This is a genomic window from Sulfitobacter sp. M39 (assembly GCF_021735935.1).
GTDB lineage: Bacteria > Pseudomonadota > Alphaproteobacteria > Rhodobacterales > Rhodobacteraceae > Sulfitobacter.
This window is the reverse complement of record NZ_WMDZ01000001.1, coordinates 2857533-2880248: the sequence shown is the minus strand read 5'-3', so window position 1 is coordinate 2880248 and position 22716 is coordinate 2857533. Positions and strand designations below refer to the sequence as shown.

Genomic DNA, 22716 nt, shown 5'->3' with positions numbered 1-22716 from the left:
GAAACAGGACGCGCCGCAACCGAGCATGGCCTCATAGTATTAGAGTTTGGTTGATCACGGCGCAGCTTCAAGGTTTTTCTGCAATATCGCTGTCACATTTATCGTGAACGTCGATTTTAGACCATGATTGCGGCGGTCAGAAACGGTCTTTGCGCGCGCGAATTTCGGCAAACACATCGGTGTCGGTGGCGTTGACCATCCCCAGTTGCGCACGGATGCCCGGATCGGACGGGCGCAGGAAGGGGTTGGTTTCAAGTTCCGTTGAAAGCGTCGAGGGAACTGTCGGCTCGCCATCAGCACGGGCCTGATCGATCTCTCTTGCACGAGATATAAGTGCCGCGTTTTCCGGATCAACCGTCAGGGCGAATTTTGCGTTCGACTGGGTGTACTCGTGGCCCGAACATACGGTGGTATCGGCGGGCAGGCGCATCAGCTTTTGCAAGCTGTCCCACATCTGCGCGGGCGTGCCTTCGAACAGGCGACCACAGCCAAGCGCCATCAGGCTGTCGGCGGTAAAGACGCATTTGGCCGCGGGTACGTGAAAGGCGATATGCCCGACGGTATGGCCCGACACATCGATCACATCGACCGTGTGCGCGCCGAAGCTAAATGATTGCCCGTCGTCATAGGCCACGTCTAGCGGGGGCAGGCGTTCGGCATCAGCCTTGGCACCGATCACGCGGGCAGGGTGGTCGGCAATCAGCGCGGGCACGCCCTGAATGTGGTCGGGGTGGTGATGGGTCAGCCAGATCTCTGTCAGGGTCCAGCCCAGTTCGTCCAGCTTGGCAGCGATCGGCGCGGCCTCGGGCACGTCGATCAAGGCGACCTTGCCGCTGGTCTGGTCGCGTAGCAGGAATGCGTAGTTGTCGGACAGGCAGGGGATGGTCACAAGATCAAAGGACATGGCAGCGGCTCCGGTCAGTGTTTCGGGATGCGGATCACCACGCTAGCGCGGGCGGGGCGGTGCTGCAAACGGGTTTCGCGCAGTCCGCTCTTTTGCGGCGCGTGGCTTTGGTCTAGGGTCGGGGCGATCCACCCAACAAGGCCCTTTCCCATGCACCTTGATGTCCAAGACCTGCGCAACTTTTACTATCGCAGTGCCCTTGGCCGCGCGGCGCAGCATTCCTTGCGTACCCGCATGCTTGAGCTTTGGCCCGAGGCCAAGGGGCAGACCGTTGTGGGCTTTGGTTTCGCGGCCCCCTTGCTGCGCCCCTATCTGGCGGATGCGCGGCGGGTGATGACGCTGATGCCGGGGCCGCAGGGGGTCATGCCTTGGCCCGCGGGCATGCCCAATACCTCTGTGCTGACCGAAGAAACGCTCTGGCCGATCGAAACCGGACATGTCGACCGGCTGGTTCTGATGCACGGGCTTGAGACCTCTGACCGGCAGGGCGACCTGCTAGAGGAATGTTGGCGCGTGTTAGGGCCGGGGGGTAAAGCGCTGTTCATCGTGCCGAACCGTGCGGGGTTCTGGGCGCGTAGCGATATCACGCCCTTCGGATACGGGCGACCCTATTCACTGGGGCAGCTCGAAACGCAGCTGCGCAAACACCAGTTCCTGCCCGAGCGCCAGTTGGGCGCGCTGTATCTGATGCCCTCGACGAGACGGACGTTCCGGCGCGCGGGGCCGCTGTTTGAAAAGGTCGGGCGGCATATGCCGACGATCATGGCGGGCGGCGCGTTTATGGTCGAGGTGACCAAGCTGGTGTACCCGCCCAAGGGCAAGGTTGCACGCACGCCAGCGCGCCGGTCGATCCGCGTTTTGGAAGGGGTCGGTGCGGTGACGCCATCGGCGGTTTAGACAGTCCTGCCGCAGCCTATGTGACCCCCGCGCCACGGCGGCAAGAATCGCTGGCACACCCGAAATTGCCGGATGTCTATTGATTTTTAGGCAGGTTGATCAGGTCAAAGCGTCGCAGGGGTGCATTGCGCTAAGAATAAGGGGCGCTTTCGTGTGGCAACCTCACTATACTGTGTTGCGGGATGCGGGTCCGTCTGCTACATCCGCCCTGATTTAGACGTCTTGGGTAATTTCAAGTCGCGCCAACACCCCGGTGACGCGATGTATTCGCTTATCCGGCCCTGACGTATGAGAGGATGGACGTGTCCGAAACAGCATCAATCTCTACAGGTATCGCACAACGCTATGCGACCGCCGTGTACGAGCTGGCCCAAGAGGCCAAAGCCCTTCCCCAGATCGAGAAAGATCTTGATGCGCTGCAAGCCGCATTGGCCGAAAGCGAAGATTTCCGCGATCTGATCCATTCGCCGATCTACACGCGCGAACAGCAAGCCGCGTCGATCAGTGCCATCGCCAAAAAGATGGACCTGTCCCAGACGCTCGCCAGCACGCTGGAACTGATGGCAAACAAGCGCCGTCTGTTCGTCCTGCCGCAGCTGGTCCAGAACCTGCGTGACATCATCGCCGTTGAAAAAGGCGAAGTGACTGCTGATGTGATTTCGGCCAAGGCGCTGACCAAAGCGCAGTCCGAAAAACTGTCCAAGTCGCTCGCCGCGACCACAGGCAAAAAAGTAACGTTGAATGCGACCGTTGATGACTCCCTCATTGGCGGTCTTATCGTAAAAGTGGGCTCTAAGATGATCGACACGTCGATCCGCGCAAAGCTCAATTCCCTCCAGAATGTAATGAAAGAGGTCGGATAAATGGGTATCCAAGCTGCAGAGATTTCTGCGATCCTGAAGGACCAGATCAAGAACTTTGGTCAAGAAGCAGAAGTTGCCGAAGTTGGCCGCGTTCTGTCCGTTGGTGATGGTATCGCTCGCGTGTATGGTCTGGACAACGTCCAGGCTGGCGAGATGGTCGAATTCCCCGGCGGCATCATGGGCATGGCCCTGAACCTCGAGACTGACAACGTCGGTGTTGTTATCTTCGGTTCCGACCGCGACATCAAAGAAGGCGACACTGTCAAGCGCACCAACTCCATCGTGGACGTGCCAATCGGCAACGGTCTGCTGGGTCGTGTTGTTGACGGTCTGGGTAACCCCATCGACGGCAAAGGCCCCATCGAATCCACCGAGCGTGGCCTCGCGGACGTTAAAGCCCCGGGCATTATCCCACGGAAATCGGTACACGAGCCAATGGCGACTGGCCTGAAATCCGTTGACGCGATGATCCCCGTTGGTCGTGGCCAGCGTGAGCTGATCATTGGTGACCGTCAGACCGGTAAAACTGCCGTTGCTCTGGACGCGATCCTGAACCAACAGCAGATCAACGACGCCGCAGGCGACGACGAGAGCAAGAAAATGTACTGCGTGTACGTTGCGATCGGCCAAAAACGTTCGACTGTTGCCCAGCTGGTTAAAAAGCTCGAAGAAACAGGCGCGATTGACTATTCCATCGTTGTTGCCGCCACCGCGTCCGAGCCTGCTCCTATGCAGTACCTCGCACCATACTCCGCAACAGCTATGGCGGAATTCTTCCGCGACAACGGCCGTCACGCGCTGATCATCTATGATGACCTTTCCAAGCAAGCCGTGTCCTACCGCCAGATGTCCCTGCTGCTGCGTCGTCCGCCCGGGCGTGAAGCTTACCCAGGTGACGTTTTCTATCTCCACTCCCGTCTGCTCGAGCGTTCGGCGAAATTGGGTGATGACGCAGGCAACGGCTCTTTGACAGCTCTGCCGATCATCGAAACCCAAGGTGGTGACGTTTCCGCGTTTATTCCAACCAACGTGATCTCGATCACCGATGGTCAGATCTTCTTGGAAACCGAATTGTTCTACCAAGGTATCCGTCCTGCTGTGAACACCGGTCTGTCGGTTTCGCGCGTTGGGTCCTCGGCTCAGACCAAAGCGATGTCTTCTGTTGCTGGTCCGGTTAAACTGTCCTTGGCTCAGTACCGCGAAATGGCGGCCTTTGCTCAGTTCGGTTCCGACCTTGATGCCTCCACTCAGCAGCTGCTGAACCGTGGTGCGCGCCTGACAGAGCTGATGAAGCAGCCTCAGTACTCCCCCCTGACCAACGCAGAAATCGTCTGCGTGATCTACGCGGGTACAAACGGCTACCTCGACAAGATCGACGTCAAAGAAGTCGGCCGCTTTGAAGCGGGCCTGCTGGCGCATTTGCGCAGCAAGCACGCCGACCTGATGGCTGACATCACCAACAACGACCGCAAGGTGAAGGGTGAGCTGGAAGACAAGATCAAAGCTGCCATCGATTCTTTCGCCGCTGACTTCGCTTAAGGGAGGGAGGGCACATGCCAAACCTCAAGGACCTAAAAAACCGGATCGCGTCGGTCAAATCGACCCGCAAGATCACGAAAGCCATGCAAATGGTTGCCGCGGCGAAGCTTCGCCGCGCGCAGGAAGCTGCCGAGCAGTCCCGCCCCTACACAGAGCGTTTTAACGCTGTGATGTCGCGGTTGGCTGCATCGGTGGGTGGGTCTGACACCGCCCCCAAGCTGCTGAGCGGCACAGGGTCGGATCAGGTTCACCTGTTGGTTGTCATGACCGCTGAACGTGGCCTGTGCGGTGGCTTTAACGCCAACATCGCCAAGCTTGCCAAAGCCCATGCCCGTGGCCTTATCGCCAAGGGTAAGGAGGTCAAGATTTTGACCGTTGGCAAGAAAGGCCGCGACAGCATCCGTCGTGACTTTGGCGACCTTTTGGTCGGTCACGTTGACCTCAGCGACGTCAAGCGCCTTGGCTATGCCGATGCGCAGGGGATCGCCAAGGACGTACTTGGCCGTTTTGACGCGGGTGAATATGACATCGCCACGATATTCTATTCGAAGTTCGTGAACGTCGTCAGCCAGATCCCGACGGCACAGCAGATCATCCCGGCGACCTTCGAAGAAACCGAAGGCGCGGACGAGGCGACGACATTGTTCGACTACGAGCCCAGCGAAGAGGCCATCCTGGCCGACCTGCTGCCGCGCGGCGTTGCAACGGCGATCTTCTCGGCTCTGCTGGAAAACGCGGCCTCTGAACAGGGTGCCCGGATGTCGGCAATGGACAACGCAACACGGAACGCCGGTGACATGATCGAAGATCTAACCATCGAGTATAACCGTTCGCGTCAGGCCGTCATCACCAACGAGCTGATCGAAATCATTTCCGGCGCGGAAGCGCTGTAGGACAAATCGGAGAAACGACATGGCAAATGCAGTCGGCAAAATCACACAAGTCATCGGCGCCGTCGTCGATGTGCAGTTCGAGGATCACCTGCCAGAGATCCTCAACGCTGTTGTAACTGAAAACCACGGCAAGAAACTGATCCTCGAAGTGGCTCAGCACCTTGGCGAAAACACCGTGCGTACCATCGCGATGGACGCGACCGAAGGTCTGGTTCGCGGCCAGCGCGTCGAAGACACAGATGCGCCAATCTCGATCCCAGTGGGCAACGCCACATTGGGCCGCATCATGAACGTTGTTGGCGAAGCCATCGACGAAAAAGGCGACATCCAATCGGCCGAGCGTCGCTCGATCCACGCGGATGCGCCCGAGTTCGCGGAACAGTCGACAACATCCGAAGTGCTGGAAACAGGCATCAAGGTTATCGATCTTCTGGCGCCTTACGCCAAGGGTGGTAAAATTGGTCTGTTCGGTGGTGCCGGTGTTGGTAAAACCGTTCTGATCATGGAACTGATCAACAACATCGCCAAAGTACACTCCGGTTATTCGGTTTTCGCGGGCGTTGGTGAACGTACCCGTGAAGGGAACGACCTGTACCACGAGATGATCGAATCCAACGTTATCAACCCTGATGATCTGGAAAAATCGCAGGTTGCGCTGGTGTACGGCCAGATGAACGAGCCTCCCGGAGCGCGTATGCGTGTTGCTCTGACCGGTCTGACACTGGCCGAACAGTTCCGCGACCAATCCGGTACCGATGTTCTGTTCTTCGTCGACAACATCTTCCGCTTTACCCAAGCCGGTTCCGAGGTTTCGGCTCTGCTGGGTCGTATTCCTTCTGCCGTGGGCTACCAGCCCACACTGGCGACCGATATGGGTGCGATGCAAGAACGTATTACATCGACCAAATCCGGTTCGATTACATCGGTTCAGGCCGTTTACGTTCCCGCGGATGACCTTACCGACCCTGCGCCTGCGACATCCTTTGCGCACCTTGACGCGACAACCGTTCTGGATCGTTCGATCTCGGAAAAGGGTATCTACCCTGCTGTTGATCCGCTCGGCTCCACATCGCGTCTGATGGACCCGTCCATCGTTGGCGAAGAGCACTACAACGTGGCACGTGACGTTCAGGGTATCCTGCAACGCTACAAGTCGCTGCAGGACATCATCGCGATCCTCGGCATGGACGAACTGTCGGAAGACGACAAACTGACCGTTGCCCGTGCGCGTAAGATCGAACGCTTCCTGAGCCAGCCTTTCGACGTTGCGAAAGTGTTCACCGGCTCCGACGGTAAGCAGGTTCCACTGGAAGAGACAATCACCTCCTTCAAGGCGGTTGTGGCCGGTGAATACGATCACCTGCCCGAAGGTGCCTTCTACATGGTTGGCGGCATCGAAGAAGTGAAAGCGAAAGCTGAAAAAATGGCGGCAGACGCCGCTTAAGGAGCGCTGAAAATGGCAGACACAATGCAATTCGACCTCGTTTCGCCCGAGCGGCGGCTGGCCTCGATGCAGGTGACGGCCGTTCAGATTCCGGGTGCGGACGGGGACATGACAGCAATGCCTGATCATGCCCCCACCATCACCACGCTGCGCCCCGGTGTGCTGCGTGTTGAAGGCCCGGAAGGCACTGCTGAGTATGTGGTAACCGGCGGCTTTGCCGAGATTTCATCCGAAGGCGTATCGGTTCTGGCCGAACGCGCGGTGTCCAAGGGTGATATGACCCAAGAGCATCTGGACGAAATGATCGCCGAAGCCAAAGCCATGTACACAACGGCAAAAGAGGGTTTCGTGAATGAACCTGGCCCCGTAGACGACGCAGCCAAGCTGCTGTCCGACATGGTTGCCATGGGGGACGAAATCGGCTTGTCGAGCAAGCAACCCAGCCTCTGACGTTTCCTTGCCCGTTTTGATGAAAAGGCCCTGCAATCGCGGGGCCTTTTCTATTTGTTACCCTTAACTTATGGTTGTCAGATCGCAGGGGTAGGACAGGTTGGGGCAGGCCATCACGATGAAAAGAATGAACGCAAACAGCGTTGGTATCGATAGCGGAGAGACAGTGTTGTTCTCCGATTTTCAGGATGGTGGCGAGATGTGGACGGGGAAGGGCCAGCGTGAGCGGCGCAACCATATCACCTTTTCCGCGCCGTACCGCGATATCCCCACGGTACACGCCTCGCTTGCGCTGTGGGATGTGGATAACGCCACGGTCATGCGCGCGGATCTACGATCAGAGAATGTCACGAAAGAGGGATTTGAGCTGGTGTTCCGCACCTGGGGCGATACGCGTATCGCGCGCGTCAGGGCGTCTTGGATGGCCATCGGGCCTTTGCCGCAGCAAGACGACTGGGAGCTGTAATCAGCGCCCCCAGCCGTTGTTTCAGGGGCGCTTAGCCGGGCTTGTACATGCCGTCGTAGATCGGCTCCAGCGTGTCGGCGTCAAACAGGGACGAGACCGAGGTGCCGTTCCAGATGTTCAGGATCGCCTGCGCAAAGATCGGCGCTGTAGGCACGATCCGGATGTTTGTTGCTTGCTTGACGGCGGGCGTCGGCGCGATGCTGTCCGTGATGACCAGCGATTTCATCACCGAATTGCTAACGCGTTCGACCGCAGGGCCGGACATAACGCCGTGGCTGATGTAGGAGTGGACCTCCTTCGCGCCGTTTTCCATCAGCACTTCGGCCGCTTTGCACAGGGTGCCGGCGGTGTCACAGATGTCGTCCACGATCAGACAGACCTTGTCGGTCACATCGCCGATCACGGTCATCTCTGCAATCTCGCCGGGCTTTTCGCGGCGCTTGTCCACGATGGCGAGGGGGGAGTTGATGCGCTTAGCCAGTTCGCGTGCGCGGGCCACGCCGCCTACATCCGGAGAGATAACCATCAGCTCGTCCATGCGGCCCTTGAACTCGTTCTGGATATCCAGCGCAAAAACGGGGGAGGCATAAAGGTTGTCGACAGGGATATCAAAGAAACCCTGGATCTGTGCGGCGTGCAGGTCCATGGTCAGGATACGCTCAATACCGCTGCCGACCATCATATTCGCGACCATCTTGGCTGTGATCGGCGTGCGTGCCTTGGTGCGGCGGTCCTGACGGGCATAGCCGAAATAGGGCAGGACAGCCGTAACACGCGCCGCAGAGGACCGGCGCAGCGCGTCGGCCATGACCAGCAATTCCATCAGGTTGTCATTGGCGGGGTTCGACGTTGGCTGGATGATGAACATATCCTCGCCGCGGACGTTTTCGTAAACCTCCACAAAGATTTCGCCGTCATTGAACCGTTCGACCCGTGCGTCGACCAGCCCTACGTTGACCCCCCGATGCAGCGACATCCGCCGTGCGATGGCTTTGGCCAACGGCATGTTCGCGTTACCTGAGATCAGTTTGGGTTCGGTGGTTTGAGCCATGTGCAAAGGGTCCCTGAATGCAGAACATGTGACAGAATCGTGACGTTGACACCGCTTAGCATGGCCTTACGGTCTGGCAAAGCTGCACAGCCCTGATCGGAGACCCAAATGCCCCATATCGACTATTTTTTTGCGACACTTTCACCATATGCCTATCTGGCGGGAAACCGGCTTGAGGAAATCGCCGCCAAACACGGGGCGACGATCACCTATAAACCTTTCGATCTGATTACCGCTTTTGGGCGCACGGGCGGGCAGCCTCCGAAAGATCGGCATCCGTCGCGGCAAGAGTATCGCGCGATTGAACTGCCGCGTCAGGCCAAGAAGCTGGGGATGCCGTTCAACCTCAAACCCGCGCATTGGCCCACCAACGGCGCGCCGTCTTCTTATGCCATTATCGCAGCGCAGAACGAAGGCGGCGATGTGGGCAAGCTGTGCCAGCTGATCATGAAAGCCGTCTGGGCCGAGGAACGCGATATTGCCGAAGATGCGGTCGTGCGCGACTGTCTTGAAAAAGCGGGCTTTGACCCCGCGCTGGCCGACAAAGGCTTGCTGCAGGGGGCTGATACCTACGCGCGCAATCTGGAAGAGGCGGTCGAAAAGGGCGTCTTTGGCGCGCCATTCTATATTCTGGACGACGCCCACAAGTTCTGGGGCCAGGACCGGCTTGAAGATCTTGACCTCGTGATGGCAGGTAAACTGTGAGTTCAGGTTTATATACACGGCAATTCGGGCATGGCCCGCGGCACGCGTTGGCTGTTCACTGCACGCTTGCCCATTCCGGCGCGTGGCGCGGCGTGGGCGAGGTGTTGGCGGATGAACTAACGCTGCTTTGCCCCGATCTGCCCTCTCATGGTAAATCCGCCGATTGGGACGGGCAGGGGGATCTCCATGCCCAGGCGACCGATCTGGTGCGGGACCTGGTGACCGAACCGATTGATATTATCGGCCATTCTTTTGGCGCGACGATCGGCTTGCGGATTGCCATCGAGAACCCCGAACTGGTGCGCAGCCTGACGATGATCGAACCGGTCTATTTCGCGGCCGCCCTGGCTGACGATCCGGAGCGGGTGGCGGCCGCGGATCGCAACTCCGGCGGGTTCGATGCGGCTTTTGACGCGGGCGACCGGATGGAGGCTGCGCGCATCTTCAACACCGGCTGGGGCGACGGTAGCGGATGGGAACAGACGCCGGAAAAGCTGCGCCAGTACATGGCCGACCGGATCCATTATGTGCCCGCCAGCCAGCCGTTCTTGCGGGACGACAATGCCGGGCTGCTAGAGCCGGGCAAATTCGCCCGCGCCGCGATGCCCGTGCTGTTGATGGAGGGGGGCACATCGGCGGATATGGTGGATGCGATCAGCACGTCCATCGCCCGCCGTTTGCCGAACGTGACACGCAAGGCGATCGAGGGGGCGGGGCACATGGCTCCGATCACGCACCCGCAGGCCGTTGCCGCTGAAATCCGCAACTTTCTCGAAGCGGTATAGCCGTCAGAAATACGATAGGAACTGGTCGATTGCCTCTGTGCCGATCGACCAGTCACAGACCAACCGCGCCGATAAGGGCTCATTGGGGTCGTCGCCCTCTAACGGGCCATCCATGACATAGTATTTCGCCCCCGCATCATGCAGCTTCTGGTGGATGCGGCGGGGCCATTTGGCAAAGATCATATTGGCGTCGGGTTTATGCAGCATTGTCGCGCCCGCAGCGCGCAGCCCATCCGTCAGATGGCGCGCGTTGTCATTGGCCCGGGCGGCAGTCGTCTTCCACAAATCACCCTGCATATAGCCCGCCATCTGCGCAGACAGGAACCGGTGTTTGGAAAACAGATGCGCCCCGCGTTTGCGCCGCAGCTCGAACTCCCAAGCCTTGGCGGGGTCAAAGAAGATCACCGCCTCGACACCCATACAGCCGTTTTTGGTGCCGCCAAAGCTGACAACATCAACGCCCGCTTTCCACGTCATTTCTGCGGGCGTGCAGCCCAAGGCAACCAGCGCATTGGCAAAGCGCGCTCCGTCCAGATGCACCGGCAGGTCATAGCGTTTGGCAACGGCGGTAAGGGCGTTCAGCTCTTTTAGCGAGTGGACAGAGCCGCGTTCGGTCACCTGCGTGATCGACACCGGCCCGCGCTGCGCGCCATGTACATTGCCCTCGGGGTGTTTCTCGATCGCCTTTGTCAGCGCCGCGGGCGTCATCTTGTCTTCTGTCTCAACCACGGTCAGTTTGGCGGCACCTGCATAGAACTCGGGCGCGTTGCATTCGTCTTCGTGGATATGCGAGGTGACCGAGCAAAAGATCGTCTGCCACGGCTGGGTATAGCACGCCAGCGCGAGCGCATTGGCAGCGGTGCCGGTTGCGACCAGATAGACCGCGGCCTCGGGTGCCTCGAACGCGGAGCGGATCGCGTCGCGGACTTCGTCCATGATGGGATCGTTGCCATAGGGCATCGCGTGTCCGGTGTTTGCCTGTGCCAGACGGTTCATGATCTGAGGGTGAACAGGGCCCGCGTTGTCAGAGGCAAAAAACATCAGGTTGGCTCCTCGATGATGTGGTCTTCCCATTCCTCGAACGGGGTGTCGAATTCCGAGACGGTGTTATTCTGCACCGAAATCCCCGCGCGGTGTACGCTATCAGGGTCACCGCTGATCAGCGGGTGCCAGTCATACAGCGGCTTGCCCTGCCACAGCAGCCGATAGGCGCAGGTCAGCGGCATCCAATAGGCGTGGGTATCCAGATTGTCGGGCTTCAGAACGATGCAGTCGGGCACGAACTGGTGCCGGTTTTCGTAGTGGCTGCACCGGCAGGTCGCATCATCCAGCAGGCGGCAGGCCACGCGGGTCAGGGCGACTTCTTCGGTGTCTTCGTCTTCAAGCTTGTTTAGGCAGCATTTTCCGCAACCGTCACACAGCGCTTCCCATTCGTCTTGCGACATCTTGGTGAGCGGCTTCTTTTCCCAGAACCGTTTGGCAAGACCTTTGGCGGCAATCGGATCGGTCATAGCGCGGCCAGAATGCTGCGGGCGTGCGCGCTGTCCGCATCCATCTGGGTGATCAACGCTTCAAGACTGTCGAATTTCTCTTCGCCGCGCAGGTGGTCGACCAGCGCGACCGAGACATGCTTGCCGTAAAGATCGCCTTTGAAGTCGAAGATGAATGTCTCGAGGTTGGCCTTGTTCTCGCCGAACATCGGGCGCACGCCAAGGCTGGCGACGCCGTGGTAGCGCCCTGCCTGCGGCCCTTCAAGCACATCGACAAGCACCGCATATACGCCAAAGGCTGGCGGGTGCAGCCCGTCGATCGACATATTCGCCGTCGGGTAGCCCAGTTCACGGCCGCGCTTTTCACCGTGTAGGATCGGGCCTTCAACGCGGTGCCAATGGCCCAGCATCGCGGCGGCGTCGCGGGGGCGTGCCTCTGACAGTGCGTTGCGGATCGCGGTCGAAGACACGGTATCAGGGCCCTTCGCCATCAGCGGCGCGATGGTCACGCCGAACCCCATCTCGGCACCGAAGGCCTGCAACTGTTCAGCCGTGCCCGCGCGCGCCTTGCCAAAGCGGAAGTCCGCGCCCACGACCACATGGCGCAGGCCCAGACCATCAACGATCACTTCTTGCGCAAAGGCGTGGGGGCTGAGGCCAGACAGCGCGGCATCGAACCCCAGCTCATAAAGCTTATCGACGCCGATCTTTTGCAGCTGGTGCGCGCGCGCCTCTGCGCCCATCAGGCGGAAGGGCGGGGCGTCGGGGGCGAAATATTCGCGGGGGTGTGGCTCGAATGTGACTACGCCCAAGGGCGCGTCGGGCAGGGCGGCACGGGCCATATCGATGACCGACCGATGCCCCAGATGCACGCCGTCGAAATTGCCAATAGCGGCGGTCGCCCCCTGATCGGAAGCGGATACAAATTGATAGTCGCGAATGATTTCCATGCGCTTGGTGGTAGCCCCCTCTGCAGGTGCTGACAAGCAGCGGGGCGGGTCACGGTACCGAAAAACCGCAGCGTCGTGGGGCGGGGGCTGGTCGCAGGGGTGTCGTCAGTCGAACTTGCGCGACGGGGCCAGAACGGTTGCTTCGCCAATTAGGACCTTTTTGCCATCAATCGCACAGTGGCAATCCAGTTTTACACGGCGCTTGTCGAATTCGATATTGGTGACCTTCACCTCGGCATAGACCAGATCGCCGGGGCGCACGGGGGCCAGAAACTTGAGCGACTGCGCCATGTAGACGGTGCCATGCCCCGGCAGCTGCTCTCCGATCACGGCAGAGATCAGGCCAGCAGTCAGCATGCCGTGGGCAATCCGTCCCTCAAAGATCGTGTCCTGCGCATAGGCGTCATCCAGATGGACCGGATTACGATCAGTGGACACTTGCGCGAACATCTCGATGTCTTCGTCGGTGATGACCTTGCGCAGATAGCGCGTCATGCCCATTTCGATATCTTCAATACAGATCGTTCCACGGGGCAGATTATCCAACATGCCAGCCCTTTCAGTAATAAAGTGACGCCAGTTTTATCTGGTGTGAAACTTAATTACTTTGCAGGCGCAGAAACGCAAGGAAAAAGTAGGTCAGCGTAGGTGTCCAATTGTGTAGGTCGGAGCCGATGTTTCCTTTTCCAGATAACGGGTTAGCGCCTCGGGATCGGGCTGGGTCTGCGTTTCGGTTTCCCGCGCGGCCAGACCGCCAGAGATGAAAAGCGAATCGATATCCTCGCCCATGGCCCCTTTGACATCGGTATGGATGCCGTCGCCGATGGCGAGAATGCCACTATCGGTGATGTCCTTGTCCAACGCATAGAGCTTGCGGCGGGCCAGATCATAGATCGGCGGGTGCGGCTTGCCAAAATACAGGCTTTCCCCGCCCATCTCGGTATAAAGCGCCGCGATGGCACCGGCGCACCATTCGCGCACATCGCCACGGTCGACCACAATATCAGGGTTCGCGCAAAGCAGCTTGAGCCCCTTTTGCTTGGCATAAAGCAGTTGCGGGCGCAGCACGGAGGGGTCTTCGGAGGGATCGAACGGGCCGGTGCAAACGATGCCTTCCGCGTCTTCCAGATCAACGCGCTGGATATCGACAGGATCATCAAGCACGTCGCTGGGATCAAAGAAGTGTTTGTCCGTGGGCGGGCCAAGGTGCCAGACCTGCGTGCCCACCATGCCGCGATACATCGCCGTGCGCGCAGAATCGCCCGAGGTGGCAATATCGTCCCACGCATCATCCGGTACGCCGAATTGCGCCAGCTGTTTGATCACGCCGTCGCGGGGGCGGGGGGAATTTGTGACCAGCACCACCTTGCCGCCGCCGTTGCGATAGGCTTGCAGCGCGGTGACGGCATCCGGCAGCGCCTTGACCCCGTCGTGGACGCAGCCCCAAAGGTCGACGAATAAGGCGTCATAGCGGTCAGAGATTTCGAAAAGGTTACTGATAATCTGGGTCATGGGCCGCTTTCCAATCTGCAAGAGCTTTGCACCGCAGAAAGCACACATCCCCCCGCGGGGCAACTGGGCAGCGCAACAGGCCCGCGCCGTGATGCGCGTCAGAGCCGCGCCAACCCGTCCGCGATTTCGCCCGCGATGGCGGCGGCATCCACCCCCTCACGTTCCGCAGAGACGCGCAGCCCCAGCACATCGGACTGGTAGCGCCGCGCCAGACTGCGCGGATCGTGTTCGGTGCTGATGTCACCGACTGCTTGGGCTTGGGAAAACAGCTCTGCGAACATCTGCTCCATCTTCAGCAGATGGGCGTTTGCCTTTTGCGCCAGCGGATGACGGTGGGCTTGTAGTTCAAGCAGGGTTTTCGACAGCATGCAGGCTTTGGCCGGTGCGGTGTCATTCGAGATAACCATGCAGGGGAATTTTTGTAGCGCGGGCAGGGGGCCTTCGTCGCGGGCAAGGGTCTTCATCCGCTCTGACCCGTCGGCGGCGTAGCGATCAAGCGCCAGTTCGAACAGCGCATCCTTTGACCCGAACGCTGCATAAAAGCTGCCCGGTTTCATCTGCAAGCTCGCCTCCAGGTCCTTCAGCGACGTGCCCGCCCAACCGCGTTGCCAGAACAGATCGCGGGCGCGTTCGATCAGATCTTCACGGTCATAGCTGGGTTTGCGGGGCATGGGATCACCTTTTCTTGAATGATTGCTCAATTATATACTTGAGTGATCGCTCAATAAACCCTAAATGTACTTTAGCGAAACATTCACAGGAGCTTTTCCATGTCCTTCCCATCTCACGATCTTGATACCGCACCCGAAGCCTCCAAGCCGCTGCTTGAGCAGTCGCAAAAGGCCTTTGGCCGTCTGCCCGGTTTGCACAAGGTTCTGGCCGAAAGCCCACAGGCTTACGAAGGCTATCAGGTGCTGCACAAGCTGTTCACCGAAACTGATTTTGACGCGGAAGAGCTGACCGTTGTCTGGCAGGCGATCAACGTCGAGAACGAATGCCACTACTGCGTGCCCGCGCACACAGGTATCGCCAAGATGATGAAGGTATCGGACGAAATCTCTGACGCGCTGCGCAACGAAACCGCGCTGCCGACACCCAAGCTGGAAGCGCTGCGCACCTTTACCGTCCAAATGTTCCGCCAGCGCGGCAACGTGTCTGACGATCAGATGAAAGCGTTCTTTGACGCGGGCTATGGCCACCGTGCGGTGCTGGATGTGATCCTTGGGATGGCGCAGAAAACCATTTCCAACTACGTGAACCACGTCGCGCAGACGCCCGTCGACGAAGTATTCAAGCCGCTGGCTTGGGAGCGCGGCGATACCCCATTGAAGGTATAAGCCCTTCGCGCTTCGGCGCTGCGCTGAAATGACAAAAGGCCCCCTGATCTCAGGGGGCCTTTTGCGTTTATGCCCCCCGCCAAGCGGGGGAGCCAGATAGGTCTGATTAGACTTTGATGTTCGGGATGATCTGCTTTTTACGGCTCATCACACCGGGCAGGACAACGCTGTCACCGGTGACGGTCGCGCCAAAGCTTTTCTCTGCCACAGACTTGGTAAAGTCGTTGGGGATCAGCATGGTGGCTTCTTCGTTCAGGATGTCGACAACGAAGAGCAATACCTGATCGGCCCCGTCGTCTGTGGCAACGCCGGGCATTGCGGCCATCAGCGCGTCTTTGCGGTCCAGCACGGCTGCGGGCGATGTAGTTTCCAGAACGGAAACGCGGAATTTCTTGCCGTCGACTTCGTACTCTTTCGAATCCATGCGCAGCAGTTCTGCCTCGGAGAAAGACGAAACGTCGGATTTCGCCGCAAACATCTGCGCCGCGTATTCAGCGATGTCGACACCCAGATCCTTGGCCAGCGCGTGGGCGATGGCGGTGTCTTCTTGCGTTGTGGTCGGGCTGCGGAATTCCAGCGTGTCGGACAGGATGCAGGTCAGCATCGCGCCTTTGATATTGGTGGGCATCTGCGCCATGTCATCACCGATCATCTTGTACATGATCGTCGCGGTGCAAGCGAGCGTCTCCATCACGATGTTGACGGGGCCTTTGGTTTCAAGCCCGCCCACCAGACGGTGGTGGTCGATGATGGCGGTGATGTCCGCGTCATTGATGCTGGCGGGCAGCTCGGCAGGGTTGTTGGTGTCAACGATCACAACGGGCTGGTCGGCTTGCACGTCGTCGATGATCTGCGGCTTGTCCAGCTTCCAGTGGTCCAGCATGAACAGCGCTTCGGTGTTAGGCTCGCCCAACAGGGCGGGGGCGGCGTCGACGCCTTTGATTTCATTCAGGTACCATGCCCAGATGATCGGGCTGCCGGTGCTGTCGGTGTCGGGGGATTTATGGCCAAAAACAAGCGTTGTCATAGGAATGTCCTGCAGTGGGAGAGTGTTGATTTGCGCGCCTTATATGGTTGGTTGGCGCAGTTGTCACCACCTGCCTGATAGCCGCGGCTTTGGGGTTCTCAGCAGCGGGGCAAAGCTGGTAGCACTGCACCCATGACAAATCCGCGCGAAACCGACCTTTACCCGCCGATCAAATCCTTTCTCGAGGATCAGGGCTATGTCGTGAAGTCAGAGGTGGGGGCGGCCGATGTCGTGGCTGTTCGCGGGGCAGAGCCGCCGGTGGTGGTAGAGCTGAAGCTGGGCTTTAGCCTCGCGCTGTTTCACCAATGTATCGCGCGTCTGTCGGTCAGCGATGATGTCTATCTGGCGGTCGCACGTCAGCCGGGCAAACGTTTTGCCAAGGCGGTCAAGGATAACACAGCGCTGGCGCGGCGTTTGGGGTTGGGGTTGATCACCGTGCGGCTGAAGGATGGTCTGGTTGAGGTGCATTGCGATCCGGGCCCCTATGCGCCGCGCAAAAGCGCCAAACGGCAGGCGCGGTTGCTGCGTGAATTCGCACGGCGTCAGGGTGACCCGAATGACGGCGGGCAAACGCGGGCAGGGCTGGTCACCGCCTATCGGCAGGATGCGCTGAAGCTCGCGATGTACCTGTTCGAGGCAGGGGCCAGTAAAGGTGCCCATGTCGCGCGCGAAACCCAGGTTCAGCGGGCAACCGCCATGATGCGCGACAATCACTACGGATGGTTTGAAAAGATCGAAACAGGCATATACGGCCTGACCCCGACAGGTGCCGAAGCCGTTTCCGCTGCGGGGCGGGTGCTCGGGTCGGACTAGCCTGCTTGGGCCACGGGGCAAGTTGGCTAAAATTTTTCAAATTACCGTGGTTGACTAGGGCCGTGCACATCCTTAGCTATCCCTCGTTAGCACTCGGCAGGGCTGAGTGCTAATGGCTGCACCCCTCGACCGGAGGGGCGGCTTGGGAGAATAACTTTGAGCCTTAAGGAGCTGAAAGATGGCATTTAAACCGCTGCATGACCGTGTGCTGGTGCGCCGCACCGAAAGCGAAGAAAAAACCAAGGGTGGCTTGATCATCCCTGATTCCGCGAAAGAAAAACCCTCCGAGGGCGAAGTTGTTTCTTGTGGCGAAGGCGCGCGCAAGGACAGCGGTGAACTGATCGCAATGGCTGTAAAAGCCGGCGACAAGGTTCTGTTCGGCAAATGGTCCGGCACAGAAGTCACCCTGGACGGCGAAGAACTGCTGATGATGAAAGAAAGCGACATCATGGGGATCCTGTCCTGAGCTCAGGCAGACCGGGGCCTAGCGCCTCACCCAAGATACGCTGACATCAACCCAAGATTTTAGGAGAGACACTATGTCTGCTAAGGACGTAAAATTCGGGACCGACGCCCGTAACAAGATGCTTAAGGGTGTGAACATCCTTGCCGATGCCGTCAAAGTCACACTGGGCCCCAAAGGCCGTAACGTTGTGCTGGACAAATCCTTTGGCGCGCCTCGCATCACCAAAGACGGTGTATCCGTAGCGAAAGAAATCGAACTGGAAGACAAGTTCGAAAACATGGGCGCACAGATGGTCAAGGAAGTTGCTTCCCGGACCAACGACGAAGCGGGTGACGGTACAACAACTGCAACCGTTCTGGCCCAAGCCATCGTTAAAGAAGGCATGAAATCGGTTGCCGCTGGCATGAACCCGATGGACCTGAAGCGCGGCATCGACATGGCGACCACCACTGTCGTCGAAGCGATCAAAGCAGCAGCGCGCCCTGTCAACGACAGTGACGAAGTTGCCCAAGTCGGCACCATCTCTGCAAACGGCGAGAAAGAAATCGGCCGTCAGATCGCAGACGCGATGCAGAAAGTCGGCAACGAAGGTGTGATCACCGTCGAAGAGAACAAAGGTCTGGAAACAGAGACCGATGTTGTTGAAGGCATGCAGTTCGACCGCGGTTACCTGTCCCCTTACTTCGTCACCAACTCCGACAAGATGACTGTCGAGCTGGAAGACGCGATCATCCTGCTGCACGAGAAAAAACTGTCCTCGCTGCAGCCAATGGTTCCCCTGCTGGAGCAAGTGATCCAGTCGCAAAAACCACTGCTGATCATCTCGGAAGATGTTGAAGGCGAAGCGCTGGCAACTCTGGTTGTCAACAAACTGCGCGGCGGCCTGAAAATCGCAGCGGTCAAAGCACCCGGTTTCGGCGATCGCCGCAAAGCCATGCTGCAAGACCTTGCAATCCTGACAGGCGGTCAAGTGATCTCCGAAGATCTGGGCATGAAGCTCGAGTCCGTTACAATGGACATGCTGGGTTCGGCCAAGAAAGTCACCATCACCAAAGACGAAACAACAATCGTTGACGGCGCTGGCGAGAAGGCAGAGATCGAAGCACGTGTTGCTCAGATCCGTAACCAGATCGAAGAAACCACATCCGACTACGACAAAGAAAAGCTGCAAGAGCGCGTTGCCAAACTGGCAGGCGGTGTTGCCGTGATCCGCGTCGGCGGCATGTCCGAAGTTGAAGTTAAAGAGCGCAAAGACCGCGTTGATGATGCCCTGAACGCGACACGTGCTGCTGTTCAAGAAGGTATCGTTGTTGGTGGTGGTGTTGCACTGGTCCAAGCGGGCAAAAAGCTCGAAGGGCTGACAGGCGACAACGCAGACCAGAATGTTGGTATCGGCATCGTCCGCAAAGCGCTCGAAGCGCCTCTGCGTCAGATCGCTGAAAACGCTGGTGTTGACGGTTCCGTAGTGGCCGGCAAAATCCGCGAAAGCGACGACCTGAAGTTCGGCTTTAACGCTCAGACCGAAGAATATGGCGACATGTTCAAATTCGGTGTTATCGACCCTGCCAAAGTTGTGCGTACAGCTCTGCAAGACGCGGCATCCGTTGCCGGTCTGCTGATCACAACCGAAGCCATGGTTGCCGACAAACCGTCGAAAGACGGCGGCGCAGGCGGCGGCATGCCCGACATGGGTGGCATGGGCGGCATGGGCGGCATGATGTAAATCACGCCGCAGGGGCGATCACGCCCTTGTGCTGACAGAATGAAGGGGCGCATCACCAGATGCGCCCCTTTTTCGTGGTACGTCGCGCGAGTGTAGCCTAAGCAGTCGCCATGCGTATTTTCTTCCTCACCGCCCTTGTGATGGTCGCCTTCGCGGCCAATTCGGTTCTGACCCGTTTCGCCATTGCGGGCGGGCATATTGACCCCACCGGATTTGCCGTTGTGCGGGTGTTGTCAGGGGCGGTGCTCTTGGCGCTGCTGGTCGTGCTGCGCGGCGGGCGGGTGCCCTTGCTGCGACGTCAACAGGGGCTGGGGGCGGTCACGCTGGCCATCTATATCATCGGTTTCTCGCTCGCCTATCTCACGCTGGACGCAGGCTTGGGCGCGTTGATCCTGTTCGGTGTGGTTCAGATCGCCATGTTCGCCCATGGTGCGCTGTTCGGCGTGACACCGACACCGCGCAAGCTGTTAGGGGCGGGGGTGGCCTTTGCCGGATTGGTGCTGGTGCTCTGGCCGTCGCAAGGCGTGGCGGTTGACCCATTGGGTGCCGCGTTGATGATCGCCGCAGGGCTCGGCTGGGCCGCCTATACGATCATTGGCCGTGGTGCGTCTGACCCGCTGGCAGGCAGCGCGGGGAACTTTGTGATCTGTACGCCCTTGGTCGCTATCCTGCTGCTGGTGCAGCCGACATTCTACACCCCCACGGGCATTGCTCTTGGCGTGGTCTGCGGGGCCGTGACCTCGGGCCTCGGATACGCGCTGTGGTATGCGGTGCTGCCAAGGCTGGCGCAGGCGACGGCGGCGGTGGTGCAACTGTCAGTGCCGGTCATCGCTATTCTTGCCGGTGCGCTTTTGCTGGCAGAGCCTTTGGGCGCAAAGGTGATCATTGCCACTGCGCTGGTGCTTGGCGGGATCGGGCTGGCCGTCAGCGCACGATCGGCTCCAGCGGGTCGTAGCTGATCGGGTCGTTGCCAAAGGCGACCTGCGCCAGACTGTCCGGCTTGACCCGCAGGCCGCGCATCTCGTCGGGGGTGACCCAGCGGCGGTCGGTCACGATCCTTTCGGCGTCCTGCCACGCGGGGTCCATATCGGCAGAGCCGGTCACCGTGCAGCGAAAGTAGATATCCACCTGATGGAAGTCCCCCTCAGGGTCGTGGAATTCATTCACCAGACAGGGAGCCCCCACGGCGATCTGCAGGCCGGTTTCCTCGAAAACCTCGCGGATCAGATTGTCGGGCAGGGCGCTGCCGCGTTCTACCCCGCCACCGGGCGCGCACATCAGGTCGCTTTTGCCATCGGGATAGGCGTTGACCAGCAGCAAGCGGTCTTCATGGACCAACACGGCACGAACCGCCAAACGCGGGCTATTTTCCGCCATCTTACCCTCAATCTCGCGGTGTATGCGTCAAAGCATTTCACATGCGGCGTTTTCAGTCTATTTGACCCTAGCTATGAAAACACTGGTCACAATCACTTTCTCGCTTGGCGTGCTGTCGGGCATGGCCCAGGCGCAAGCGTCGCTTTCCACAGCCGGTAAGGGGCGTTGCGTGGTGCTGTTGCACGGGCTCGCCCGGACAGAGACCTCCTTTGCCGTGATGGAGGCCGCGCTAGAGACCGAGGGCTACACCGTGGTGCGCCCCGGCTACCCGTCGACCACCGCCCCCGTTGAAGAGCTGACCCGCCGCACCTTACCCGACGCAGTCGCGGCCTGCGGGACGGAAAAGGTGGATTTTGTGACCCATTCGATGGGCGGTATCCTTCTGCGGCAATGGGTCGCCGAAACGGGGGACGCGCGTATCGGCCGCGTCGTCATGCTGGCCCCGCCCAATCACGGCAGCGAGGTCGTGGACACGCTGGGTGATCTTGCCGCCTTTGACTGGATGAACGGTCCCGCAGGGGCGCAGATGGGGACGGGTGAAAACTCCCTCCCACTGCGTTTGCCGACCGTTACCTTTGATCTGGGCGTGATCGCGGGGACGCAATCGCTGAACCCCTATTTCTCGTCGCTGCTGCCGGGGCGCGATGATGGCAAAGTGTCCGTCCAATCCGCGCGGGTCGACGGGATGCGCGATTTTCTGATGCTGCCGGTGACGCATACGTTCATGATGATGAACCCGACGGTGATTGCGCAGACGATGACCTATCTGGACACAGGGAGATTCGACCGGTCGTTGGGGTTCGTGGATGCGGTGCTTGATTCAATCGGCTGCCCCGATGGGGCCTGCTTGCCGGGACAAAAGGCTAACGATGCTGAACGTTGAACTTACGGGGGCGCACGTCTTGGGCGCAGATGCGCTTGAGCCCCGTCCGCTGGCGGTTGCGCAGGGGCTGATTTCTGATGAGGCGCAAACCACGCGCGTTGATCTTGACGGTTACATGATCTTGCCAGGGATCGTCGATGTGCATGGGGACGGGTTCGAACGGCATCTCGCCCCCCGTCGCGGTGCGATGAAAACCATGCAAGAGGGTCTGGTCGCCGCCGAGGCAGAGCTGGCCGCCAATGGCATCACGACCGCCGTGCTGGCGCAGTTCATCAGCTGGGAAGGCGGCTTGCGCGGCTATGAATTTGCCGAACAGGTCTTTGGCGCGATCCAGCAGGTGTCGGATACGTTGGTTACGGACCTGCGCGGACAGCTCCGGCTCGAGACGCATCTGCTGGACCTCTACGCCGATCTGCCGCAGCGCATGCAGGACTGGGGGCTGTCCTATGTCGTGTTCAACGACCATCTGCCGCACGACCGGCTGGCAAAGGGGCAGGTGCCCAAACGCATGGTAGGGCAAGCGCTGAAGGCAGGGCGCAATCCGGACGACCATCTGCGGATGATGCAAGACCTGCACGCCCAAAGCGCAGATGTCCCCGGGGCGCTCGACTGGCTGTGCAAGGTGCTGGCGGCGCGGGGCATCCAGATGGGCAGCCATGATGATACCACCGCCGAAGGGCGTGCCCTATGGCGCAATCGTGGCGTGCGCGTCGCCGAGTTTCCCGAAACGTTGGAGGCAGCCGAAGCCGCAGCGGCTGCGGGGGATCATGTGGTGCTGGGGTCGCCCAATGTGGTACGCGGCGGGTCGCACAACGGTAATGTTTCCGCGCTTGACCTGATTTCGATGGGGATCGGCGGGGCGCTTGCCTCTGACTACCATTACCCGTCGCCACGCCGCGCGGCCTTTATGCTGGCGGATCGTGGCGTATTGCCCTTGGCGCAGGCGTGGCACTTGGTGTCGGCAGGGCCTGCGGCGGTGCTGGGGCTGTTGGATCGGGGCGTGATCGCCACCGGAAAGCGGGCTGATCTGCTAGTGCTGGACGCGCAGACGCGCCGTGTGGCCCTGACGATGTCGGGCGGGCGCGTCAGCTATATGTCCGGTGATATTGCCGCGCGGTTCCTGGGCTAGACCCGCGCGACC

The 22716-nt window shown here is 59.6% G+C and carries 26 protein-coding genes; 16 read left to right on the top strand and 10 right to left on the bottom strand.

Translation table 11 applies throughout. The annotated features are described in order from the left end of the window. Nucleotides 1-136 precede the first annotated feature (136 nt). Nucleotides 137-904 carry a hydroxyacylglutathione hydrolase gene (gene gloB, locus GLP43_RS13930; RefSeq protein WP_237279768.1) on the bottom strand — a complete coding sequence of 256 codons (768 nt, stop codon included), beginning with the start codon at nt 902-904 and terminating at the stop codon, nt 137-139. A gap of 150 nt (nt 905-1054) precedes the next feature. On the opposite strand from gloB, the gene GLP43_RS13925 reads away from it, so the two are divergent. The 7 genes from GLP43_RS13925 to GLP43_RS13895 all read left to right on the top strand — a co-directional run bounded on the left by GLP43_RS13925 (nt 1055) and on the right by GLP43_RS13895 (nt 7456). Beyond that, complete coding sequence (locus GLP43_RS13925; RefSeq protein WP_237279767.1) at nt 1055-1801, top strand: class I SAM-dependent methyltransferase; 747 nt, start codon at nt 1055-1057, stop codon at nt 1799-1801. 302 nt (nt 1802-2103) lie between these two features. After that, nucleotides 2104-2664: a F0F1 ATP synthase subunit delta gene (locus GLP43_RS13920; RefSeq protein ID WP_208596008.1), complete on the top strand. Its 561-nt coding sequence runs from the start codon at nt 2104-2106 to the stop codon at nt 2662-2664. Then, nucleotides 2665-4203, top strand: coding sequence for a F0F1 ATP synthase subunit alpha (atpA, locus tag GLP43_RS13915; RefSeq protein ID WP_005849573.1), 1539 nt, complete (start codon nt 2665-2667; stop codon nt 4201-4203). It abuts the gene before it with no gap. Nucleotides 4204-4217: 14 nt separating this feature from the next. Further along, entirely contained in the window at nt 4218-5096 is an 879-nt protein-coding gene (locus GLP43_RS13910; RefSeq protein WP_009825207.1) for a F0F1 ATP synthase subunit gamma, read from the top strand. A 19-nt stretch (nt 5097-5115) separates the two neighbouring features. After that, on the top strand, nt 5116-6540 hold the full coding sequence (gene atpD, locus GLP43_RS13905; protein ID WP_009825206.1) for a F0F1 ATP synthase subunit beta: 1425 nt from the start codon (nt 5116-5118) through the stop codon (nt 6538-6540). Nucleotides 6541-6552: 12 nt separating this feature from the next. Beyond that, on the top strand, nt 6553-6990 hold the full coding sequence (locus tag GLP43_RS13900; protein ID WP_005849569.1) for a F0F1 ATP synthase subunit epsilon: 438 nt from the start codon (nt 6553-6555) through the stop codon (nt 6988-6990). A 127-nt stretch (nt 6991-7117) separates the two neighbouring features. Further along, a complete protein-coding gene (locus GLP43_RS13895; RefSeq protein ID WP_237279977.1) occupies nt 7118-7456 on the top strand; it encodes an H-type lectin domain-containing protein in 339 nt (112 codons plus the stop codon). Nucleotides 7457-7487: 31 nt separating this feature from the next. On the opposite strand, the gene GLP43_RS13890 is transcribed toward GLP43_RS13895, so the two are convergent. Then, entirely contained in the window at nt 7488-8507 is a 1020-nt protein-coding gene (locus GLP43_RS13890; RefSeq protein WP_005849565.1) for a ribose-phosphate pyrophosphokinase, read from the bottom strand. Nucleotides 8508-8615: 108 nt separating this feature from the next. Here GLP43_RS13890 and GLP43_RS13885 point away from each other — a divergent pair, with 108 nt between their 5' ends. Both GLP43_RS13885 and GLP43_RS13880 read left to right on the top strand, forming a co-directional pair. After that, a complete protein-coding gene (locus GLP43_RS13885; protein ID WP_009825204.1) occupies nt 8616-9212 on the top strand; it encodes a 2-hydroxychromene-2-carboxylate isomerase in 597 nt (198 codons plus the stop codon). A gap of 47 nt (nt 9213-9259) precedes the next feature. Next, a complete protein-coding gene (locus GLP43_RS13880; protein WP_237279766.1) occupies nt 9260-9997 on the top strand; it encodes an alpha/beta fold hydrolase in 738 nt (245 codons plus the stop codon). Nucleotides 9998-10000: 3 nt separating this feature from the next. Here GLP43_RS13880 and GLP43_RS13875 read toward each other — a convergent pair whose 3' ends face one another. The 6 genes from GLP43_RS13875 to GLP43_RS13850 all read right to left on the bottom strand — a co-directional run bounded on the left by GLP43_RS13875 (nt 10001) and on the right by GLP43_RS13850 (nt 14620). Continuing rightward, a complete protein-coding gene (locus GLP43_RS13875; RefSeq protein WP_237279765.1) occupies nt 10001-11038 on the bottom strand; it encodes a threonine aldolase family protein in 1038 nt (345 codons plus the stop codon). Next, nucleotides 11038-11508, bottom strand: a complete 471-nt coding sequence (locus GLP43_RS13870) for a YcgN family cysteine cluster protein (protein ID WP_237279764.1) — start codon at nt 11506-11508, stop codon at nt 11038-11040. Before GLP43_RS13870 ends, GLP43_RS13875 begins: the two co-directional genes overlap by 1 nt. Then, nucleotides 11505-12437: a bifunctional riboflavin kinase/FAD synthetase gene (locus tag GLP43_RS13865; protein WP_237279763.1), complete on the bottom strand. Its 933-nt coding sequence runs from the start codon at nt 12435-12437 to the stop codon at nt 11505-11507. Before GLP43_RS13865 ends, GLP43_RS13870 begins: the two co-directional genes overlap by 4 nt. Nucleotides 12438-12542: 105 nt before the next feature. Further along, complete coding sequence (locus GLP43_RS13860; RefSeq protein ID WP_237279762.1) at nt 12543-12986, bottom strand: MaoC family dehydratase; 444 nt, start codon at nt 12984-12986, stop codon at nt 12543-12545. 90 nt (nt 12987-13076) lie between these two features. After that, complete coding sequence (locus GLP43_RS13855; protein ID WP_237279761.1) at nt 13077-13949, bottom strand: TIGR01459 family HAD-type hydrolase; 873 nt, start codon at nt 13947-13949, stop codon at nt 13077-13079. Nucleotides 13950-14047: 98 nt separating this feature from the next. Then, nucleotides 14048-14620, bottom strand: coding sequence for a TetR/AcrR family transcriptional regulator (locus GLP43_RS13850; RefSeq protein WP_237279760.1), 573 nt, complete (start codon nt 14618-14620; stop codon nt 14048-14050). Between the two features lie 99 nt (nt 14621-14719). Here GLP43_RS13850 and GLP43_RS13845 point away from each other — a divergent pair, with 99 nt between their 5' ends. Continuing rightward, a complete protein-coding gene (locus GLP43_RS13845) occupies nt 14720-15286 on the top strand; it encodes a carboxymuconolactone decarboxylase family protein (protein ID WP_237279759.1) in 567 nt (188 codons plus the stop codon). 106 nt (nt 15287-15392) lie between these two features. Here GLP43_RS13845 and GLP43_RS13840 read toward each other — a convergent pair whose 3' ends face one another. Then, nucleotides 15393-16313, bottom strand: a complete 921-nt coding sequence (locus GLP43_RS13840) for a manganese-dependent inorganic pyrophosphatase (RefSeq protein WP_237279758.1) — start codon at nt 16311-16313, stop codon at nt 15393-15395. A gap of 132 nt (nt 16314-16445) precedes the next feature. Here GLP43_RS13840 and GLP43_RS13835 point away from each other — a divergent pair, with 132 nt between their 5' ends. From GLP43_RS13835 to GLP43_RS13820, 4 genes are all read left to right on the top strand, one after another. Further along, nucleotides 16446-17126 (top strand): DUF2161 domain-containing phosphodiesterase, encoded by a 681-nt coding sequence (locus GLP43_RS13835; protein ID WP_037944755.1) that lies wholly within the window; start codon nt 16446-16448, stop codon nt 17124-17126. A 178-nt stretch (nt 17127-17304) separates the two neighbouring features. Continuing rightward, entirely contained in the window at nt 17305-17592 is a 288-nt protein-coding gene (locus tag GLP43_RS13830; protein WP_005849542.1) for a co-chaperone GroES, read from the top strand. A gap of 73 nt (nt 17593-17665) precedes the next feature. Then, complete coding sequence (groL, locus tag GLP43_RS13825; RefSeq protein WP_180828021.1) at nt 17666-19315, top strand: chaperonin GroEL; 1650 nt, start codon at nt 17666-17668, stop codon at nt 19313-19315. 110 nt (nt 19316-19425) lie between these two features. Then, nucleotides 19426-20274 (top strand): DMT family transporter, encoded by an 849-nt coding sequence (locus GLP43_RS13820; RefSeq protein WP_237279757.1) that lies wholly within the window; start codon nt 19426-19428, stop codon nt 20272-20274. Here GLP43_RS13820 and GLP43_RS13815 read toward each other — a convergent pair. Continuing rightward, nucleotides 20240-20692, bottom strand: a complete 453-nt coding sequence (locus tag GLP43_RS13815; protein WP_237279756.1) for an NUDIX domain-containing protein — start codon at nt 20690-20692, stop codon at nt 20240-20242. The two genes, GLP43_RS13820 and GLP43_RS13815, sit on opposite strands and share 35 nt — an antisense overlap. 73 nt (nt 20693-20765) lie before the next feature. Here GLP43_RS13815 and GLP43_RS13810 point away from each other — a divergent pair, with 73 nt between their 5' ends. Then, a complete protein-coding gene (locus GLP43_RS13810; protein WP_237279755.1) occupies nt 20766-21575 on the top strand; it encodes an esterase/lipase family protein in 810 nt (269 codons plus the stop codon). Beyond that, a complete protein-coding gene (locus tag GLP43_RS13805) occupies nt 21562-22704 on the top strand; it encodes an alpha-D-ribose 1-methylphosphonate 5-triphosphate diphosphatase (RefSeq protein ID WP_237279754.1) in 1143 nt (380 codons plus the stop codon). Before GLP43_RS13810 ends, GLP43_RS13805 begins: the two co-directional genes overlap by 14 nt. Nucleotides 22705-22716 lie beyond the last annotated feature (12 nt).

Excerpts from the sequence above, each read along its gene's own strand:
- GLP43_RS13820 (WP_237279757.1), top strand. The coding sequence starts at position 19,426 with ATGCGTATTTTCTTCCTCACCGCCCTTGTGATGGTCGCCTTCGCGGCC.
- GLP43_RS13860 (WP_237279762.1), bottom strand. The coding sequence starts at position 12,986 with ATGTTGGATAATCTGCCCCGTGGAACGATCTGTATTGAAGATATCGAA.
- GLP43_RS13895 (WP_237279977.1), top strand. The coding sequence starts at position 7,118 with ATGAACGCAAACAGCGTTGGTATCGATAGCGGAGAGACAGTGTTGTTC.
- GLP43_RS13875 (WP_237279765.1), bottom strand. The coding sequence starts at position 11,038 with ATGTTTTTTGCCTCTGACAACGCGGGCCCTGTTCACCCTCAGATCATG.
- atpA (WP_005849573.1), top strand. The coding sequence starts at position 2,665 with ATGGGTATCCAAGCTGCAGAGATTTCTGCGATCCTGAAGGACCAGATC.
- GLP43_RS13835 (WP_037944755.1), top strand. The coding sequence starts at position 16,446 with ATGACAAATCCGCGCGAAACCGACCTTTACCCGCCGATCAAATCCTTT.
- GLP43_RS13910 (WP_009825207.1), top strand. The coding sequence starts at position 4,218 with ATGCCAAACCTCAAGGACCTAAAAAACCGGATCGCGTCGGTCAAATCG.
- gloB (WP_237279768.1), bottom strand. The coding sequence starts at position 904 with ATGTCCTTTGATCTTGTGACCATCCCCTGCCTGTCCGACAACTACGCA.
- GLP43_RS13810 (WP_237279755.1), top strand. The coding sequence starts at position 20,766 with ATGAAAACACTGGTCACAATCACTTTCTCGCTTGGCGTGCTGTCGGGC.
- GLP43_RS13890 (WP_005849565.1), bottom strand. The coding sequence starts at position 8,507 with ATGGCTCAAACCACCGAACCCAAACTGATCTCAGGTAACGCGAACATG.
- GLP43_RS13815 (WP_237279756.1), bottom strand. The coding sequence starts at position 20,692 with ATGGCGGAAAATAGCCCGCGTTTGGCGGTTCGTGCCGTGTTGGTCCAT.
- GLP43_RS13845 (WP_237279759.1), top strand. The coding sequence starts at position 14,720 with ATGTCCTTCCCATCTCACGATCTTGATACCGCACCCGAAGCCTCCAAG.
- GLP43_RS13830 (WP_005849542.1), top strand. The coding sequence starts at position 17,305 with ATGGCATTTAAACCGCTGCATGACCGTGTGCTGGTGCGCCGCACCGAA.
- GLP43_RS13840 (WP_237279758.1), bottom strand. The coding sequence starts at position 16,313 with ATGACAACGCTTGTTTTTGGCCATAAATCCCCCGACACCGACAGCACC.
- GLP43_RS13885 (WP_009825204.1), top strand. The coding sequence starts at position 8,616 with ATGCCCCATATCGACTATTTTTTTGCGACACTTTCACCATATGCCTAT.
- atpD (WP_009825206.1), top strand. The coding sequence starts at position 5,116 with ATGGCAAATGCAGTCGGCAAAATCACACAAGTCATCGGCGCCGTCGTC.
- groL (WP_180828021.1), top strand. The coding sequence starts at position 17,666 with ATGTCTGCTAAGGACGTAAAATTCGGGACCGACGCCCGTAACAAGATG.
- GLP43_RS13865 (WP_237279763.1), bottom strand. The coding sequence starts at position 12,437 with ATGGAAATCATTCGCGACTATCAATTTGTATCCGCTTCCGATCAGGGG.
- GLP43_RS13850 (WP_237279760.1), bottom strand. The coding sequence starts at position 14,620 with ATGCCCCGCAAACCCAGCTATGACCGTGAAGATCTGATCGAACGCGCC.
- GLP43_RS13855 (WP_237279761.1), bottom strand. The coding sequence starts at position 13,949 with ATGACCCAGATTATCAGTAACCTTTTCGAAATCTCTGACCGCTATGAC.
- GLP43_RS13805 (WP_237279754.1), top strand. The coding sequence starts at position 21,562 with ATGCTGAACGTTGAACTTACGGGGGCGCACGTCTTGGGCGCAGATGCG.
- GLP43_RS13925 (WP_237279767.1), top strand. The coding sequence starts at position 1,055 with ATGCACCTTGATGTCCAAGACCTGCGCAACTTTTACTATCGCAGTGCC.
- GLP43_RS13900 (WP_005849569.1), top strand. The coding sequence starts at position 6,553 with ATGGCAGACACAATGCAATTCGACCTCGTTTCGCCCGAGCGGCGGCTG.
- GLP43_RS13870 (WP_237279764.1), bottom strand. The coding sequence starts at position 11,508 with ATGACCGATCCGATTGCCGCCAAAGGTCTTGCCAAACGGTTCTGGGAA.